At 56.4% G+C, this 16638-nt stretch carries 15 protein-coding genes; 9 read left to right on the forward strand and 6 right to left on the reverse strand.

Annotation, left to right across the window (positions count from 1 at the left end; all coding sequences use genetic code 11):
- The first annotated feature begins 258 nt into the window (after positions 1–258).
- Both hppD and V9K67_RS19450 read left to right on the forward strand, forming a co-directional pair.
- Entirely contained in the window at positions 259–1392 is a 1134-nt protein-coding gene (gene hppD, locus V9K67_RS19445; RefSeq protein WP_336725342.1) for a 4-hydroxyphenylpyruvate dioxygenase, read from the forward strand.
- An 81-nt stretch (positions 1393–1473) separates the two neighbouring features.
- Positions 1474–2628, forward strand: coding sequence for a L,D-transpeptidase family protein (locus V9K67_RS19450; protein WP_336725345.1), 1155 nt, complete (start codon positions 1474–1476; stop codon positions 2626–2628).
- Positions 2629–2772: 144 nt separating this feature from the next.
- On the opposite strand, the gene V9K67_RS19455 is transcribed toward V9K67_RS19450, so the two are convergent.
- Positions 2773–4026, reverse strand: coding sequence for an aspartate kinase (locus V9K67_RS19455; RefSeq protein ID WP_336725347.1), 1254 nt, complete (start codon positions 4024–4026; stop codon positions 2773–2775).
- A gap of 199 nt (positions 4027–4225) precedes the next feature.
- Here V9K67_RS19455 and fbp point away from each other — a divergent pair, with 199 nt between their 5' ends.
- The 4 genes from fbp (at position 4226) to V9K67_RS19475 (ending at position 7241) form a co-directional block, all read left to right on the forward strand.
- A complete protein-coding gene (gene fbp / locus V9K67_RS19460) occupies positions 4226–5257 on the forward strand; it encodes a class 1 fructose-bisphosphatase (RefSeq protein ID WP_336725348.1) in 1032 nt (343 codons plus the stop codon).
- A complete protein-coding gene (locus V9K67_RS19465; RefSeq protein WP_336725350.1) occupies positions 5250–6011 on the forward strand; it encodes an ABC transporter ATP-binding protein in 762 nt (253 codons plus the stop codon). Before fbp ends, V9K67_RS19465 begins: the two co-directional genes overlap by 8 nt.
- A 59-nt stretch (positions 6012–6070) precedes the next feature.
- On the forward strand, positions 6071–6595 hold the full coding sequence (locus V9K67_RS19470; RefSeq protein WP_336725352.1) for a YfiT family bacillithiol transferase: 525 nt from the start codon (positions 6071–6073) through the stop codon (positions 6593–6595).
- Between the two features lie 100 nt (positions 6596–6695).
- Complete coding sequence (locus tag V9K67_RS19475; RefSeq protein ID WP_336725354.1) at positions 6696–7241, forward strand: NUDIX hydrolase; 546 nt, start codon at positions 6696–6698, stop codon at positions 7239–7241.
- A gap of 59 nt (positions 7242–7300) precedes the next feature.
- On the opposite strand, the gene V9K67_RS19480 is transcribed toward V9K67_RS19475, so the two are convergent.
- Positions 7301–8605, reverse strand: coding sequence for a bifunctional folylpolyglutamate synthase/dihydrofolate synthase (locus tag V9K67_RS19480; RefSeq protein WP_336725356.1), 1305 nt, complete (start codon positions 8603–8605; stop codon positions 7301–7303).
- A gap of 137 nt (positions 8606–8742) precedes the next feature.
- Positions 8743–9618 carry a hypothetical protein gene (locus V9K67_RS19485; RefSeq protein WP_336725358.1) on the reverse strand — a complete coding sequence of 292 codons (876 nt, stop codon included), beginning with the start codon at positions 9616–9618 and terminating at the stop codon, positions 8743–8745.
- Positions 9619–9873: 255 nt separating this feature from the next.
- Between V9K67_RS19485 and V9K67_RS19490 the strand changes: the two genes are divergently transcribed.
- Positions 9874–10341, forward strand: coding sequence for a CHRD domain-containing protein (locus V9K67_RS19490; protein ID WP_336725359.1), 468 nt, complete (start codon positions 9874–9876; stop codon positions 10339–10341).
- Positions 10342–10526: 185 nt separating this feature from the next.
- On the opposite strand, the gene V9K67_RS19495 is transcribed toward V9K67_RS19490, so the two are convergent.
- Genes V9K67_RS19495 through V9K67_RS19505 form a run of 3 tightly spaced genes read right to left on the reverse strand, consistent with a single transcriptional unit; the run spans position 10527 to position 13518 of the window.
- Positions 10527–11828 (reverse strand): radical SAM family protein, encoded by a 1302-nt coding sequence (locus tag V9K67_RS19495; protein ID WP_336725360.1) that lies wholly within the window; start codon positions 11826–11828, stop codon positions 10527–10529.
- Between the two features lie 21 nt (positions 11829–11849).
- On the reverse strand, positions 11850–12470 hold the full coding sequence (locus V9K67_RS19500) for a hypothetical protein (protein ID WP_336725363.1): 621 nt from the start codon (positions 12468–12470) through the stop codon (positions 11850–11852).
- Entirely contained in the window at positions 12463–13518 is a 1056-nt protein-coding gene (locus tag V9K67_RS19505; RefSeq protein WP_336725365.1) for an agmatinase family protein, read from the reverse strand. Before V9K67_RS19505 ends, V9K67_RS19500 begins: the two co-directional genes overlap by 8 nt.
- Positions 13519–13690: 172 nt before the next feature.
- Here V9K67_RS19505 and V9K67_RS19510 point away from each other — a divergent pair, with 172 nt between their 5' ends.
- Together V9K67_RS19510 and ccsA are read left to right on the forward strand one after the other, a co-directional pair.
- Positions 13691–14122 carry a cytochrome c maturation protein CcmE domain-containing protein gene (locus V9K67_RS19510; protein ID WP_336725366.1) on the forward strand — a complete coding sequence of 144 codons (432 nt, stop codon included), beginning with the start codon at positions 13691–13693 and terminating at the stop codon, positions 14120–14122.
- Positions 14123–14128: 6 nt separating this feature from the next.
- Positions 14129–16591 (forward strand): cytochrome c biogenesis protein CcsA, encoded by a 2463-nt coding sequence (gene ccsA, locus V9K67_RS19515; protein ID WP_336725369.1) that lies wholly within the window; start codon positions 14129–14131, stop codon positions 16589–16591.
- Positions 16592–16638 lie beyond the last annotated feature (47 nt).

Genomic DNA, 16638 nt, shown 5'->3' on the forward strand with positions numbered 1-16638 from the left:
ACGGCCAAACTGAGCTATATTAGAAAGAGGCCCGGGCAGAAAAAAGGTTTTTTTTAACCCGGGCGCCCCGGCCGCTCCCCGGCGGAAGCCCTAATTTCGGCGGCAAATCAGCCGGTTGCGGTCCTTTTCCGGGTTCCAGTTGGCGCCTCCCCGCCGGGGCGGCTACTGGTCTCCGGCACAGGCAGCCGCCCTTGGACGTGCATGCTTTTTGTGGCAGTTTACGGGTTCTTTGATTCGTCAACCATTCAATTTTGCCCTATGCCCATCGCTACTGTTTCCTCCAGGGAGGTCGCCGCTCCCGTTGATTTTTTACCCCTGCTGGGTACCGACCATATCGAGTTTTATGTCGGCAATGCCCGGCAGGCGGCGCATTTTTACCGAACTGTCTTTGGCTTTGAACCCCTGGCCTATGCGGGCCCCGAGACCGGGCTGCGCGACCGGGCCTCCTACGTGCTGCGGCAGAACAAGATCACCTTCGTGTTCACCTCCGCCCTGCAGCCCGATAGCGAGATCGCCCGCCATGTGGCCTTGCACGGCGACGGGGTGAAGGTGCTGGCCCTGGGGGTGAACGATGCCACCGACGCCTGGGAGCAAACCACCAGCCGGGGCGGCAAAAGTTACCTCGAGCCCCAGCGGCTGACCGGCGAAGGAGGGGAAGTAGTGCTTAGCGGCATCCACACTTATGGGGAAACCGTGCACCTGTTCGTGGAGCGGAAGGCCTTCAGCGGCCCGTTCCTTCCGGGCTTCCGTAAATGGGAAGAGCCCGGCTTCCGGCCCCCGTCGGCAGGACTGCTGCACATTGACCATTGCGTGGGCAACGTGGGCTGGAACCAGATGAACAAATGGGTGGCGTTCTATGAACAGGTAATGGGTTTCCGGAATATCCTTTCCTTCGACGACAAGGATATCTCTACCGAGTATTCGGCCCTGATGAGTAAGGTCATGAGCAATGGCAACGGCTATGTGAAGTTCCCGATCAACGAGCCCGCCAGCGGCAAGAAGAAGTCGCAGGTGGAGGAGTACCTGGATTTTTACAAGGGCGAAGGCGTACAGCATATTGCCATTGCCACCGCGGACATTGTAGCAACGGTTACACAATTATTGATGAGCGGGCTGCATTTTCTACAGGTGCCGACTTCGTATTACGACAACCTGCAGGAAAGGGTGGGGGTGATCGATGAACCCCTGGACGACCTCAAGCGGCTGGGCATACTGGTGGACCGCGATGACGAAGGCTACCTGTTGCAGATTTTTACCAAACCGGTACAGGACCGGCCGACCCTTTTCTTCGAGATCATCCAGCGGAAAGGGGCCAAAAGCTTTGGTAAAGGAAATTTTAAGGCTTTATTTGAAGCAATAGAACGCGAACAGGCCGCCCGGGGCAACCTGTGAGCAAGATTAATGCTAATTTGCGCCGGGCTAAACTGATGCATGGCATAATTTATTTATAATGATTATTACAGAGCTATAGATATGAGAAATATTATTACCCTCTTTATACTTATCTTTCTTTCCGGCGGCCTGAATGCCCAAAGTGCAGGCGCCTCCTTCATTGATTTCCAGCGGGCTTTCGCTAATCCCAATGGCGCCATGAAGCGGAAGGAAGATACGTTGCGCAAGCAGTTTGAAGCCAAAGGACTGGTATGGCCCGCCAAGTTCATTTATATCCGTTCGTTCAAGTACGACGGTCACCTGGAGATCTGGGTAAAGAACGACCGGAGAGAGGCCTTCAAGCTGTTTAAGACCTACCGCATCTGCGCCCTGGCGGGCACGCTCGGTCCCAAGCGCATGGCCGGCGACTACCAGGTGCCGGAAGGGTTTTACTACATCAACGAGTTCAAGCCGCACAGCAACTACCACCTGGCCCTGGGTATCAACTACCCGAATGCCTCGGACCGCCTGTTAAGCGATTCCCTGCGGCCCGGCGGCGATATCTACATCCACGGCAGCTGCGTGACGGTGGGCTGCATCCCGCTGACCGACGACAAGATCGAGGAGGTGTACCTGCTGGCCGCTTATGCCAAGAACCTGGGACAGGACTTTATCCCCGTGCATATCTTCCCGATCCGTTACGATGTCAAGAGGAGCGTTAACTTCCTGGCTACGCTGACCAAGACCAGCCCGCAGCTGAATGTTTTTGCCATGAACCTCAAAAAGGTATTCGACCATTTCGAGCTGACGCGCCAGATCCCCCCGATCATGGTCAATGCCAGCGGCGACTATATATTCGAGGGCCTGGCCAAAGCACCGCCTCCCAAGGAGCCGGCGCCCAAGCCCAAACGGGCCCGCGTAGAGCACCGCTACCGCCAGATCGACCAGGTGGCGGAAGCGGTGAACGAGTGGCCCCAGTTTGCCGATGGCGGCAATGGCTTCCTGACCTTCCTGGCCAAGACCGGCAAGCGCCTGCTGCCCTCGCTGCCCGAAGGCATGAAGAAGGCCTACGTGGTCGTGGAATTTATCGTGGACCGCGACGGTACGCCTACCAACTTCAAAGTGGTGAAAGGGGTGAACGAGGAGTTTGACGACGAACTGGTTACCGAGATGGAAAAAATGCCCCTGTGGCGGCCCGCCCTCCTGAACAACAAGCCGGTTCCCAAAGCCATCAAGCAGGGTTTTGCCATCGAATAACTTTCGATTTCTATAGCATGAAAAAGGGGAAGAGCTGGTGCTCTTCCCCTTTTTCATTGGGTTAATTAGTTAATTGGTTAATTGGGGTATTAGGCTAGGTGCTGCTCCTAATTCCAAATTAACCAATTAACCAATTCCCCTTCCTCACGGAGCCATCAATGCCTGCACGGTTTCGGGGGTTTGCTGCAGCAGCACGATCTCCTGGTTGCGGGTCAGCTGCTGGTAGATGTCGTTGTTGAAATGGCGGATGGTAAGCAGGGCCAGGTTTTTCCGCACGTTCACGGTAAACCATTCGGCGGCGGCATGGGCGAACTGGTCCACCTTTTCGGGCCGGTCGTCCACCACGTACAGCAGGCTGATGGCGGCGATCTGCGTGAGGTTGGGCCGGAACTTCAGCCGGCTGAAGATTTCATCCGCCCCGGCATTCAGGCCTTCACCCACAAAGGAAAAGTCCTTTGTCCGCAGTTCGATCAGCACCTGGTTTTGCTTGTACACGATGATAGGCGGCAGGTGGTTGACGGGGCTGCTGTGGATGACGGTGCCGTCCTCCTGCGGGTGCAGGAAGGATTTTACGTACAGGGGAATCTCCTTGTTCTGGAGCGGCTTGATGGTCTTGGGGTGAATGACCTGGGCGCCGTAATAGGCCATTTCGATCACTTCGCGGTAATTTAGCTCGCGGATCCATTGGGCGCCTTCGTACAATTTGGGGTCGGCATTCATCACGCCCTGCACGTCCTTCCAGATGGTCTGGCTGTCGGCATCGAGCAGGTTGGCAAAGACGGCGGCGGTATAATCGCTGCCCTCGCGGCCCAGCGTGGTGCTTTCGTTTTCGTCGGTAGCGCCGATGAACCCCTGCGTGATCACCAGGGTATAGTCGTCGAACAGGGGCGCCACGGCGTTCTGCACCCGGGAGTTGGTGAATTCCCAGTCGATTTTGGCGTCACGGAAGTTGTTGTCGGTACGCAGCACGTCGCGGACGTCGATCCACTTGTTCTTCAGGCCGGTTTCGTTCAGGTAGTTGCTGATAATGCAGGTGGAGAGCAGCTCGCCGATGCACACCACCTGGTCGTAGTAGTAATCGTAAGCCCGGACCGGCTGGTCGTGGAGCAGCCATTCCACCTCGGTGAACAGGTCGTTCAGTTGGGCCATGTGGATGTCGGCCAGTTCGCGGGCCAGCTGCAGGTGCTGCTCCTTGATGCCGGCAAACAGGGCCAGGGCCGTGTCCTTGTCTTTGCGGTAAAAGGCGTTGACCACTTCTTCCAGGGCATTGGTGGTCTTGCCCATGGCCGAAATCACCACCAGCACTTCCTCTTCCCGGTAGGATTCCAGGATGCTCTTCACGTTCCGGATGCGTTCCGCCGTGCTCACCGAGGCCCCGCCAAACTTAAAAACCTTCATGTGTTGCTTTTTGGGTTTAAATGTAAGGAATGATGGCCGGACTGTAGTAGGTGTCTTTCCGCCTCCCCGGCCAGGGGCGTCACCATCCTGACCTGTCCTGCAAAGGCTGCTGAAATAATATGTTTTCCTCCTATTTATGCGGCCGCCTTCTTGAGGAATCACTTACCTTTGATGACCTTATAACAACTGCATGAATCGAATGAATCCTGTTAACAGACAAGTGATGACGCTGGATGAATTTACTATCCAGCAAGTACGGCAGATACCGAATGCCACCGGAGAATTGAGTGCCCTTTTGCGCGACATCGGGCTTGCCGCCAAACGCATTAACGTGGAAGTAAACAAGGCCGGCCTTGTAGACATCCTCGGCGACGCCGGACTGACCAACGTCCAGGGCGAAGACGTAAAGAAACTGGACATTTATGCCAACAACCAGTTTATGGCCTCCCTGCAGCACGGGGTGAGCTGCGCCGGTATTGCCAGCGAAGAGCTGGACGATTTTATTGTTTTTGACGACGAGGAGAGCAAGAACTCCAAGTACGTGGTCCTGTTCGACCCCCTCGACGGCAGCAGCAATATCGACGTGAACATCTCCATCGGCACCATCTTCGGCGTGTACCGCCGGGTGACCAAGCAGGGCGAGCTGGTGAACGAGTCGGACTTCCTGCAACAGGGCGTGCGGCAGATTGCTTCGGGCTATATCGTTTACGGTTCCTCCACCATGCTGGTATACGCCACCCGCCGCGGCATCAACGGCTTTACGCTCGATCCCTCCATCGGTGAGTTCTGTCTCAGCCACCCCAACATCAAGTGCCCCGAGAACGGCAAGATCTACTCCGTGAACCACGGGAACTTCCACGAGTACGACAAGGGCGTTCAGGATTACATCCGCACCTGCCAGGGCAAGACCAAGGAAAGCGGCGGTCCGTACACCCAGCGCTACATCGGCAGCATGGTGGCCGACCTGCACCGCAACCTGATCAAAGGCGGCATCTTCATGTACCCCGGCACCATCGACAAGCCCGGCGGCAAACTGCGCCTGATGTACGAGGCCAACCCGTTTGCCTTCATGCTGGAAGTTGCCGGCGGCAAGGCTACCGACGGCCGTAACCGGATCCTGAACATCCAGCCTACCGAGCTGCACCAGCGCACGCCTTTGTTTATCGGCAGCAAGAGCATGATGGAAGAACTGGATGCACACCTGTCGAAATACCAGACGGCGAATGCGTAAAAAGATCATATCGGTTAACAACCTGATCAAGAACTATGGAAGCTTTCAGGCCGTCAAAGGCCTGAGCTTCGATGTGTTCGAAGGGGAGATTTTTGGTTTGCTGGGGCCGAATGGCGCCGGCAAATCAACTACCCTGGAAATCATTGAAACCCTGCGGGAGAAAACCGGCGGCAGCGTGCTGGTCGACGGACTGGACCTCGACAAGCAGCCCAATGAGATCAAAAAGATTATCGGCGTGCAGTTGCAGACCAGCGGCTTTTACCCGGGCCTGAACCTCCTGGAGCTGGTGGACCTGTTTTCCGGCCTGTACAACCGCAAGGTTGACGCCCTGGAACTGCTGGACCTGGTAAACCTCCGCGACAAGGCCCGCGCCAAGGTAAAGGAGCTGAGCGGCGGCCAGAAGCAGCGGTTCTCGGTAGCCACCACCCTCATCAACGAGCCCCGCATCGTATTCCTGGATGAGCCCACCACCGGCCTGGACCCCCAGGCCCGCCGGAATCTATGGGAGCTGATCAAAAAAATCCGGCAAAACGGCACGACCGTGATCCTCACCACCCATTACATGGACGAGGCCGAATACCTCTGCGACCGCGTGGCCATCGTCAATGCCGGGAAGATCGTCGCCCTGGCTTCCCCCGACCAGCTGATCGACGAGCTGGTAGCCGCGGGCTTCGAGCGCCCCAAAGAAGTGAAACGGGCCAACCTCGAGGATGTCTTCATCCACCTGACCGGCCATTCGCTCCAGGGAGAATAAGCAATTGGCAATTGGCAAAGCCGCAATCGCCCAACGCATAACCCAAAAAATTTTACATCATGGACCCTCGTTATCCCATTGGCGAATTTGTTCCGCAGCCTTACTCCGAGATACAGAAGGAAGAATGGCTGGCGGACATAAAATTTTTACCCAACCTGCTGGAAGCGGCCATCAGCAACCTGGACGAGCAGCAACTGCAAACGCCCTACCGGGCCGGGGGCTGGACGGTGCACCAGGTAGTGCATCATGTGGCCGACAGCCATATGAACGCGTACATCCGCTTCAAATTGGGCTATACCGAAGACAACCCCACCATCAAACCTTACGAAGAAAAGCTGTGGGCCGCCACGGCCGATGTACAGGAATTGCCGGTAAATATTTCCCTCACCCTGCTGTTTGCCCTGCACCGGCGCCTCTACGAATTCCTGCGGCATTTTGCCGATAGGGACTGGGACCGCACCGTAGTGCATCCCGAGCTGAATAAGCAACTGACCCTCTGGAACCTGCTGGGCATGTACTCCTGGCACGGCCGCCACCATGTGTCGCATATTCTGACCCTGCGGGAGAAGATGGGATGGGATTAACTTCTGTGAGTTTACGAGTTTACGGGTTTACGAGTGCGTCAGGAAGGGCCATCCCCCGTATAGTTTTACATTCTACATTTACTATTTTACATTTTACATTATGAAGTGGAAGGTTCTTTCCTCCGAATATCTTTTTCAAGTTCCCTGGCTGACGGTAAGGAAGGACCGGTGTGAACTGCCGAACGGCAAAGTGATGCCGGCCTTTTACGTGCTGGAATACCCTACCTGGGTAACGGCCCTGGCCCTGACCAAAGACAACAAAGTGGTGATGGTAAAGCAGTACCGTCATGGCATTGAAGAAATTGGCATTGAAACACCGGGAGGCGTAGTGGATGCCGGCGAAGAGCCGCTGACCGCCATCAAGCGGGAATTGCTGGAAGAGACCGGCCACGAGTTTGAATCCTTCGAATACCTGGGAAAGATCTGCGCCAACCCCTCCACCGGCAACAATTTCATGCACATGTACCTGGCTACCGGCGGCGAAAAAGTTACCGGCCAGTCCCTGGACGAACACGAAGACCTGGAGGTATTGCTGTATGACCTGGACGAAGTAAAGCAGTTGCTGAAAGAAAACAGGATCATGCAGGCCCTGCATACCGCCACGCTGTTCTATGGCCTGAACAAGCTGGGGGAAATGAAATATTAGGTTTTTACGTGCCGTTTTCTACCAAGCTTCGGCCCCGATGGGGCCGGATCCGGTAGGCTTCATGCATCACGAAATTCCTCACTCACTTCCGCTACCAGGAAGATGCTGCCGCAAACAAGTATGAGGTCGTTGGCGCCGGCGGCGGAAAGGGCGGCACCGAGGGCATCGTTTACATTAGCGTAGGTTTCGCCCTGAAGTTGATAAACCGAAGCTTCGGCCTGCAGCGACGGGCCGTCCAGGGCCCGGGGAATATCGGCCTGTGTAAAATAATAAGTGGCTTCTTTAGGCAGCAGCTTCAGTACGGAGGTAATATCCTTGTCCTTCACCATGCCGAAAACCAGGTGCAGCCGGTCGTAGGAAATCAGCTGCAGGTGCTGCAGCATCTGGCGCATGCCGTCCTCGTTATGTGCCACTTCCAGCACCACCGTCGGTTTTTGGCGCATCACTTCCCAGCGCCCGTGCAGGCCGGTCAATGACTTTACCTGTTGCAGGGCCGACCTTAGATGATCGCTGGTAAGCTGCCAACCTTTTTCTTTTAAGACATCCACCGCTTTCAGCACCGAAAGAATATTCTTTTTCTGGTAAACGCCGGGCAGGTCCAGGGCAAACGTTTGTGGTGATCCCGTTTGGGTGTCGGCTACATGCAGCTTCAGGCGGGCGGCCGTAAGCTCGTAGGCCGTTACCGAATAACTGTCTTCCGCAAAGAACAGGGGCGCCGCTTTTTCCAAGGCGATGCGGGTGAATACGGGCGCCGTTTCGGGATGTTTCTCGCCGATGACCACCGGCGTATGCTCCTTGATGATCCCGCCTTTTTCCGCGGCAATTTCCGCCAGGGTATTTCCCAGCAGGGCCACGTGGTCCAGGCCGATGTTGGTGATCACCGACAGTTCGGGAGAAATAATGTTGGTGCTGTCCAGCCGTCCGCCCAGTCCTACTTCTATAACGGCGACATCTACCTGCTGCCGGGCAAAATAGTCGAAGGCCATGGCTACGGTCAGTTCGAAAAATGAAGGCTCGATGGTCTCGGTCAGCTCGCGGGTGCGTTCCACGAAATCCACCACGGCCGCTTCCTCCATCAGTTCGCCGTTGATCCTGATCCGTTCGCGGAAGTCGTGCAGGTGGGGCGAAGTATACAGGCCGGTTTTGTAGCCGGCCTGCTGCAGGATGGCCGCCAGCATATGACTGACCGATCCCTTACCGTTCGTGCCGGCAATATGAATGGTTTTGAATTGATCCTGGGGATTGTCCAGCCGGTCGCAAAGAATGCGCGTGTTCGTCAGGTCCTTCTTTAAAGCAGCACTGCCCATGCGGCTGAACAGGGGCAGTTTTGTATACAGGAATTCTAAAGTCTCCGCGTAAGTCATCGGAAGCAAAGTAACGCGAAGTTTACGAGTTTACAAGTTTACGGGTTTACGAGTCAGTCGGATGGATAATGCCTGTTCCACCTAAAGAACGCGTGAACTTGTAAACCCGTAAACTCGTAAACCGGGAACTGTAGTCTTTAACTTTTCACGGAAAAGTTAAAGACTACAGTTCCCTTCTGCCCTCCCTGCGAGCTGGAGAATTTCAGTTCGAAGGCTCGGCGGCGGGCGATGTTGATGATGTTGCGGTTGGAGGTGGTGGTGCCGCGGGGCTGGAGCGTCGCGGTTTTCACCTTGCCGTTCTCGTCCACGGTGATGTCGAGGGCCACCTTGGCATTTTCGTTAAAGTCGTCCTCAAAGCTTTGGTTGGGAATGCTGAACACCTGGACGCCAAAATTTTTGGGGGTGCCGGTGTAGCTTTTCCCGTTGGGGTCGCCGCCCGGTCGACCCTGGTCGCCGGTACCGCCCGCTATGCCTTCGCTGCCGCCGGGATGGTAGGAGTCGGCGCCGTTGCCGCCATTGCCGGTACCACCGGTGGTACGGCCCAGCACGGCTTTCGGGCGGGGCGGGGCGGGGGTGGGCTTGGCCACGGGTTCGGGAGTCGGGTTGGTGGCGGTTTTAACCGTTTTGTTCTGTTCGTTGATGCGGGTAGCCTTGGGGGTGGCTACGGTAGGCTTGGTAATGGCGGGGGCGTCGTTTTCCTCGCGGTCGTCGGTTTCCACGTCCTTGGCCTCACTGGTCACGGCGCGCACCGGCTGGGGCGGAGTGTACGTGGTTTGCTCGGCCGGGGCGGGGGTACCCGGCAGCAGGGGCTGGTCGGTGCCGAAGCCCTGGTCGCCGCTACCCAGGTTGACTTCCATGAATTCTTCCTGCACAGGCGTTTCGGTAACGGGAAGCGGCCATTTGATAATAATAGCCAGCAGGAGGATCAAGGCTGCCACCCCTGCGGTGATCGCAGAGGCTTTTACATTTTTCTTCCGTTCAAATTCTGCCGATAGCGGGATAGCGTTGTTCATATGCGAAAAAGGTGGATTGGTTTGATCCTAGAGGCGTGCAAAAGTTATACAATTTACCGGGGAACGAAAATAAGGCGCCTTCTTTTAACATTTACCAATACGGGCCGTTCCTTTTAGAATTCCGGAGCCCATCCGGCAGGAATAAAATATTATGCTTCCCAGGCAACCCTTTGCTGACCGCCTGCGTAATCATTAAGGAGCCTATCCTCCGGGCGGGCCCCTTCGACAGATCCCTTAACTTATAAATGGTAATTTATGACGCAGTCAGAATCATTACGTTGGGTGAAGTTCTTTTTGTGGGCAGGAATTCTGGCGCTGGCCGCTTCCGGCTGCAAGGATGACAAGGACGATAACCAGTATATGCTCAGCGGGGCTGGCTCGGGCGCCCAGGAAGTGCCGGCCGTCACTACGCCGGCCGCCGCCACCCTTACCGGCTCCTACGATAAAGATGCCAACAAGCTGACCTACACCATCAGTTGGACCAACCTCAAAGATTCCGTCACCCTCATGCACTTCCACGGGCCGGCGATGCCCGGCCAGAGCGCCCCGCCGCTCATCGATATTTTACCGGCCACCAAGGACAAAAACGGCTCTACTTCCGGTACGGCTATACTGGTCGATTCCGTAGAAAACCACCTGCTGGCCGGCAAGCTATACTACAACATCCATACAAAGGTCCACGGGGCCGGCGAGGTCCGCGGGCAGGTTTCGGCCACCCGGTAAAGTAATTTCGGATATCGGATTTCGGATTTCGGATGCCCTTGATTATGGAAGGAGTCTTTCTTCTTTGAAGGGTCCCGACATCCGACATCCGAAATTTCTCCATAGTGGTATTTTATAGGTGAAAAGAAAAAGGTTGTCGACAGATGCGACAACCTTTTCTCATTCCTGTGCAGAAAGAGGCCTATTTAGTAATGGGCAAAATCCTTATCATAAGCGCCGTGGATGCGTTCCGACGGCGGGTTGTAATAGCCGAATTTCAGGTCGGGGAATTCTTCCCGGATCAGCTCCATCATCTGCTTCATGCCCAGAATTTCGCCGGTATCGCCTACGTTGATCTTGCCGAGGTACCAGTCGGGGTCGATGTTGAAGTTGCGCCACTGGATCATCTTCAGTCCGGTTTCCTGGATCAGCTTACGCAGGGCTTCGTATTCCGCCACGCTGTCGGTCATGCCCGGGAACACGAAATAGTTGATGGACGTCCAGCCGCCAAAGCTGGTCACCACCTTCAGGCTCTCGATGATGTCCTCGAACTCGTAGTTGTTGGGCCGGTAGTAAGGCATGTAAATTTCGCGGCGGGCCGAGTTGGTGCTCACGCGGATGCTGTCGAGGCCGGCTTCACAGAGGGCGCGGACGGCGGCGGGTTTGGAGCCGTTGGTGTTGATGTTGATGCTGCCCTTGGGGGTGTGCTTGCGGATCTCGATAATGGAGTCGCGGATGGTCTCCCACATCAGCAGGGGTTCGCCCTCGCAGCCCTGGCCAAAGGAAACGATGGGGTAAGGCGCTGTTTCCAGGTGCGGAACGGTGTATTCCACGATCTCTTCCACGCGGGGCTTGAAGGTCAGGCGGTCCTGGGTGGACACGATGGCCTCGTCCTCGGGCTGGAAGGAGATGCAGCCGACGCAGTTGGCATTACAGGCCGGCGAGGAGGGGATGGGGCACTCCCAGCGGCCCATAAAATAGTTGCGGGCGGCGGGGCACTGGTAGGTGAGGGCGCAGTTGTTGGCCAGGTGGGCCACCAGCCGGTTATGGGGGTAGGCCTTCAGGAAGTCCTGCACGCCGGTCTCCACCTTTTGCTGGTCGAAGCCGCGGCATTCCTGGCGGATGTCCTGCTCGATGCGAACCGCCGGGACATAGAATTTGTGGTTCAGCCAGCCCGCTGCCGTGTAACAGAAAAGCGGCAGCGTGGGGGCGTCGGGCGCCGTTTCGTAAGCCGCCAGGTAGAGGCCGGTATGGGCCGGCGGGATGAAGGCGGCCACCGCCCATCCTTTTTCGCACAGGCGCATGTCGCCGGTTTTCACGTCGATGCCGATCCCGCGGCGGCCCGGCAGCTCGTACAGCTGGCCGCCCTCGGGCAGCTCGATCCATTCGTCTTCGGGTATGGGCATTGCATCCCAGCCGCTGCGTCCCACCACGTAAAGGGAGGTGTCTTCAAATATGTTTCCCTTTCCGTCGGAATACAGGATGTAGGGAGATGCTGTTAATTTCATGTTGAATGGTTTTGGACCCGGCTATTGACCAGGTCGGACTGATGATTCGGATTGGGCTGCCCGGTTTTGTTGCAGGGCCTGCACCTGTTGCGCCACTTCAGGAGAAAATTCCCGGAGTACTTCGTACTGACGGTAGCGGTTTTCGTGAAAATAAACCGTTACGTAATCGGGGCGGAGCACGATGTTCTCAATTTCTTCCCAGGCTACCTGTTGGCCGGAGAAAAATCCCGGCAGCAGCACGCCCTGCGGGCTGAACCCCAAAAAAGGCTCCTGGAACAGGTTGCGTTCCGCCAGCAGCAGGAACAGGCTGAGCCCGCCCCATACCAGCAGGCTGATGATGGGGAAGCCCCCGGTATGAGGCATCATAAAAAAGGCCAGAAAAAGAAAGGCCCCGGCCTGCAGCCCCCGCAACCAGGCATTTCGGCGGCGCCGGGGGTCGAACTTTTTGCGCAGCAGGCCATAGGCCAGCGAAGCAAAGCCCACGGCATAGGCCGGAAAGACCAGGAGAAAGGACCGGTACTCCAGCAACTGAAACAGGTTGCCGGCGTTGAGCAGCAGGAAAAAGCCCGCCACCAGGTGCAGCAGGGCCGGGCTTTTCCGGCGGCGTTCGATCCCTTCTACCTTGATAAAGATCTTATGCATGCACGACTGGATTGGAGGCAACCAGCAGGTTGCAGAGTTTAAACAACACCCGGGCACCCACGTTAGCATCCCAGCCGTTCTCACTGGTGCTCACCTCGCTCAGGTCGAAGCCGATGATCTGCTTGCCGGCTTTGCGGATCTTATTGAAAATATAAAAAACCTGTTCGGTCTCAAACCCGCCCTGTACCGGGGTGCCGGTATTGGGGCCCAGCTTGGGATCCAGGCCGTCGATGTCGAAGCTGATGTATACCTTGTCCGGCAGCTGGCTGATGATGTCGTCGGTAATGGCGCGGAAGGTCTCGCCCTCGTACTGGCGAAACTTGATGTCGCTGTCGAAGAAGGTGGTCACGCGGTTGCTGTTGTCGCGGATAAACTCCCATTCGCCCTGCGAATAGTCGCGGATGCCGGCCTGCACCAGCTTTTTCACCTGGGGAATTTCCTTCAGGGCGTTGTACATGATGCTGGCGTGCGAGTACACGAAGCCTTCGTAACCTTCCCGGAGGTCGCAATGGGCGTCGATCTGGAGGATGCCGAAGTCGCCGTGCACGTCGGCCAGGGCTCTCATGTAACCCAGGGGGGTACTGTGGTCGCCGCCCAGCAGGCCCACCAGTTTACCGGCGTCCAGCAGCTCCCTGGTTTGCTGGTACACCCAGTTGTTCAGGAACACGCTGCCTTCGTTCACCTCTTTGAGGGTCTTGGACATGAACTGGTTGTCTTCCACTTCTTCGCCTTTGGAGATGTAGTCGATGTAGAGCTCGGCTTCCTTGCGCAGGTAGTCGCTTTTCAGCAGAATCTTCTTGTCCGATTCCTTCAGGAAGAAGCCCTGCTTCCAGCCGTCGGGCATTTCCGGGTCGAAGAGGTCCACCTGCAGGCTGGCCTTGAAAATCTGCTCCGAGGAGCGGGCCGTGCCGGATCCAAAACTTACCGTCACCTCCCAGGGAATGGGCAGCAGAACGAGGCGGGCGTCTTCTTCACTAAAGGGCAAACCGAAAATATTGTTGTTCGGGTTACCGGCGCTGTTGGGGTCAAAACTCGAAAGGTCAATCATTACGCACTTTTTTAAAAGCGGTGCAAGTTAAACCCGTTTCCCCGGGTGGCAAAATCACCGTTTTTTTCGCCTCTTATTGTTTTGTGAAAACTGTTTTTCAGAGGCAAATTGAAACCGAAGTCGTTGTGCCGGTAGGGGAATTGCTCTACCTTTGCGGCGGAGAACAAGACCCATGAAGAAAATCCACATTATTTTGCTCATCCTGGTAGTCGCCGCCATTTCCGGCATGTCGTTTTTCATTAAGGACCTGACCACCTACGAGACCTTTGCCTCGGCCCGGAAGAAAGACGGAAAGTTTATCGTGGTAAAGGTGCAGCTGGACAAAAACACCCCGATCGAATACGACCAGCTGAAAAACCCCAACCTGACTACCTTTTACGCCATTGACCAGGACGGCAAACGCAGCCGGGTGGTATACAACAATGCCAAGCCCACCGATATCGAAAAGAGCGAAGGACTGGACCTGAACGGGTACATGCGCGACGGCCACTTCGAATGCACCAAACTGCAGATGAAATGTCCCTCCAAGTACAAAGACAACATGCAGAATGCTGAAAAAAGCCTGACGAACAGCACCGCACCCTCTACTGAATCAAAATATTAACCACTGATGGATTTTATTGGTGAACACCTGGTCCCGGGAAAACTGGGACACTTTTTTATTGTGCTGTCCCTGGTAGCCTCCCTGGCCGCCACCTTCGCGTACGGCAAAAGCGTCGTGCTGGCCGATCCCCTGCAAAAAGGCCAATGGAAAAAGCTGGCCCGGATCTTCTTTTTAGCGGAGGCCGCCTCTGTTTTTATCATTTTCGGCATCCTTTATTATATTGTCAAGCAACACCTGTTTGAATACAAATACGCCTGGCAGCACAGCAGCAACAGCCTCGAGCCCAAGTACCTGCTGGCCGCCATCTGGGAAGGGCAGGAGGGCAGCTTCCTGCTGTGGAGCATCTGGCACTGCGTGCTCGGACTGGTAGTGATGCGGAAGGAAAAGGAATGGGAAGCCCCGGTAATGACCGTGCTGAGCTTTACCCAGTTCCTGCTGGCGACCATGGTGGCCGGCATTACCCTGCTGGGCTGGAAAATCGGTTCCAACCCCTACGTGCTGCTGCGCAACGAGCTGAACGCTCCCATCTTTTCCCGGCCCGACTACCTCAGCCTGGTTAAAGACGGCAATGACCTCAACCCCCTGCTGCAGAACTACTGGATGGTGATTCACCCGCCGGTACTGTTCCTGGGCTTTGCGGCCACCGTTATCCCCTTTGCCTTTGCGGTAGGCGGCCTGTGGACCCGCCGCTTCGGCGACTGGATCAAGCCGGCCCTGCCCTGGACCCTGTTTGCCGTAGCCGTGCTCGGTCTCGGTATCATGATGGGCGCCGCCTGGGCGTACGAGTCGCTGACCTTCGGCGGCTACTGGGCCTGGGACCCCGTAGAGAACGCTTCGCTGGTGCCCTGGCTGGTGCTGGTGGCCGGGCTGCACACGATGCTCATCTACCGCAACACCGGGCATTCGCTCCGGGCCACGCACCTGTTTGTCCTGCTGGGATTCCTGCTGGTGCTGTATTCCACCTATCTCACCCGCTCCGGCGACCTCCAGGATACTTCCGTCCACGCCTTTACCGGCGAGGGCATCACCAAGTGGCACCTGCGCATCTTCCTGCTGCTGCTGGCGGCCCCCTCTTTGGGCCTGTTCATCAGCCGCTATAAAAAAATCCCCCATATCGCCAAGGAAGAAGAGGCTTCTTCCCGGGAATTCTGGATGTTCGTCGGCTCCCTGGTGCTGTTCCTGTCGGCCCTCACCATCAGTTGCATGACCTCCATCCCGGTCTTCAACAAGGTGGCGAAGCTGTTCGTCAGCAACGACAAGCTGTTCACGCCCCTGGCCATGGGCGAGGACTCCGAATTTGCCTATAACCGCATCCAGGTCTTCGTGGCCGTAGTGATCGGCCTGCTGAGCGGTTTTGGCATGTACCTCAAGTACAAAGCCACCGGCAAGCCCTTTTTGAAAAAGATCCTTTGGCCTGCAGTGGCCGCCCTGGCGGTAGCCGGGCTGATCCTGGGCTTTGGCAAGATCGATTACAACAAGCACGGCATCGGCTACCTGGGCGCCGTATGGCTGGCCATCGCCGCCAGCGTGTACGCCGTCATTTCCAATGCATCCTATATCTGGGTAGGCCTGAACGGCCGCCTGCGCAGCGCCGGCGGGGCGGTGGCCCACGTGGGCTTCGGCCTGATGCTGGTGGGTATCCTCATCTCTTCGTCCAAAAAGGACGTGCTGTCGCACAACACTACCGGCATCTTCATTTCCTTCGGCGAAGGCAGCAAGGAGCAGGCCGGCGAGAACCTGACCCTGATCAAGGGCATGCGGACCGATATGGGCAAGTACTGGGTGACCTACGAAAAGGATTCCACCCACCCGAAAAAGCCGCTCTGGTATTACCACATCAAGTTCGAGAGCAAGGACGGCAAGGAGAATTTTACCCTGACGCCCAACGCTTTTGTAAACTATAAGGGCAACGAAGGCCTGATGGCCAACCCCGACGCCCGCCACTACTGGAACCACGACGTATTCACCTACATTACCTCCCTGCCCGACCCCGACAAGTCGAAGGAGGACACGTCTACCTTTAAAAAGCAGACCGTAGCCATCGGCGACACCGTGTTCTATTCCAAAGGGTTCGCGGTGCTGGAGAACATCGTTTCCCGCGACAAGATCCCGCAGGCGGGCTTTGCCCTGACCGATACGGCTTCCGTGGCCACGGTAAAGGTGTTTGCCAAGTCCGAGTCGATCTATACCATCGAGCCCCTGCTGATCAGCCGGAGCGGCGACCTGCAGTCGTACCCCGACTCGGTGACCGCCGAGAACCTGGTGGTACAGCTGGAAAAGGTATCGGGTAACAAGGCCGAGCTGGGGATCAAGGAGTCGGACGCCATCATGCAGTATGTAACCCTGAAGGCGTATACCTTCCCCTTTATCAATGTGTTATGGCTGGGAACCCTCGTGATGGTGTTTGGTACCGGCATGAGCATGTGGTGGCGCATCCGTACCAACCGGGTGAGCCTGCGTAAACTTTAGGTAAAAAATTATATTTTCGTAAACAGCAAATCCGCTAGATTCATTGT

It is taken from the genome of Huijunlia imazamoxiresistens (assembly GCF_037132455.1).
GTDB lineage: Bacteria > Bacteroidota > Bacteroidia > Chitinophagales > Chitinophagaceae > Flavisolibacter > Flavisolibacter imazamoxiresistens.

Coding starts and splice junctions, on each gene's coding strand:
- hppD (WP_336725342.1), top strand. CDS start 259: ATGCCCATCGCTACTGTTTCCTCCAGGGAGGTCGCCGCTCCCGTTGAT.
- V9K67_RS19450 (WP_336725345.1), top strand. CDS start 1,474: ATGAGAAATATTATTACCCTCTTTATACTTATCTTTCTTTCCGGCGGC.
- V9K67_RS19455 (WP_336725347.1), bottom strand. CDS start 4,026: ATGAAGGTTTTTAAGTTTGGCGGGGCCTCGGTGAGCACGGCGGAACGC.
- fbp (WP_336725348.1), top strand. CDS start 4,226: ATGAATCCTGTTAACAGACAAGTGATGACGCTGGATGAATTTACTATC.
- V9K67_RS19465 (WP_336725350.1), top strand. CDS start 5,250: ATGCGTAAAAAGATCATATCGGTTAACAACCTGATCAAGAACTATGGA.
- V9K67_RS19470 (WP_336725352.1), top strand. CDS start 6,071: ATGGACCCTCGTTATCCCATTGGCGAATTTGTTCCGCAGCCTTACTCC.
- V9K67_RS19475 (WP_336725354.1), top strand. CDS start 6,696: ATGAAGTGGAAGGTTCTTTCCTCCGAATATCTTTTTCAAGTTCCCTGG.
- V9K67_RS19480 (WP_336725356.1), bottom strand. CDS start 8,605: ATGACTTACGCGGAGACTTTAGAATTCCTGTATACAAAACTGCCCCTG.
- V9K67_RS19485 (WP_336725358.1), bottom strand. CDS start 9,618: ATGAACAACGCTATCCCGCTATCGGCAGAATTTGAACGGAAGAAAAAT.
- V9K67_RS19490 (WP_336725359.1), top strand. CDS start 9,874: ATGACGCAGTCAGAATCATTACGTTGGGTGAAGTTCTTTTTGTGGGCA.
- V9K67_RS19495 (WP_336725360.1), bottom strand. CDS start 11,828: ATGAAATTAACAGCATCTCCCTACATCCTGTATTCCGACGGAAAGGGA.
- V9K67_RS19500 (WP_336725363.1), bottom strand. CDS start 12,470: ATGCATAAGATCTTTATCAAGGTAGAAGGGATCGAACGCCGCCGGAAA.
- V9K67_RS19505 (WP_336725365.1), bottom strand. CDS start 13,518: ATGATTGACCTTTCGAGTTTTGACCCCAACAGCGCCGGTAACCCGAAC.
- V9K67_RS19510 (WP_336725366.1), top strand. CDS start 13,691: ATGAAGAAAATCCACATTATTTTGCTCATCCTGGTAGTCGCCGCCATT.
- ccsA (WP_336725369.1), top strand. CDS start 14,129: ATGGATTTTATTGGTGAACACCTGGTCCCGGGAAAACTGGGACACTTT.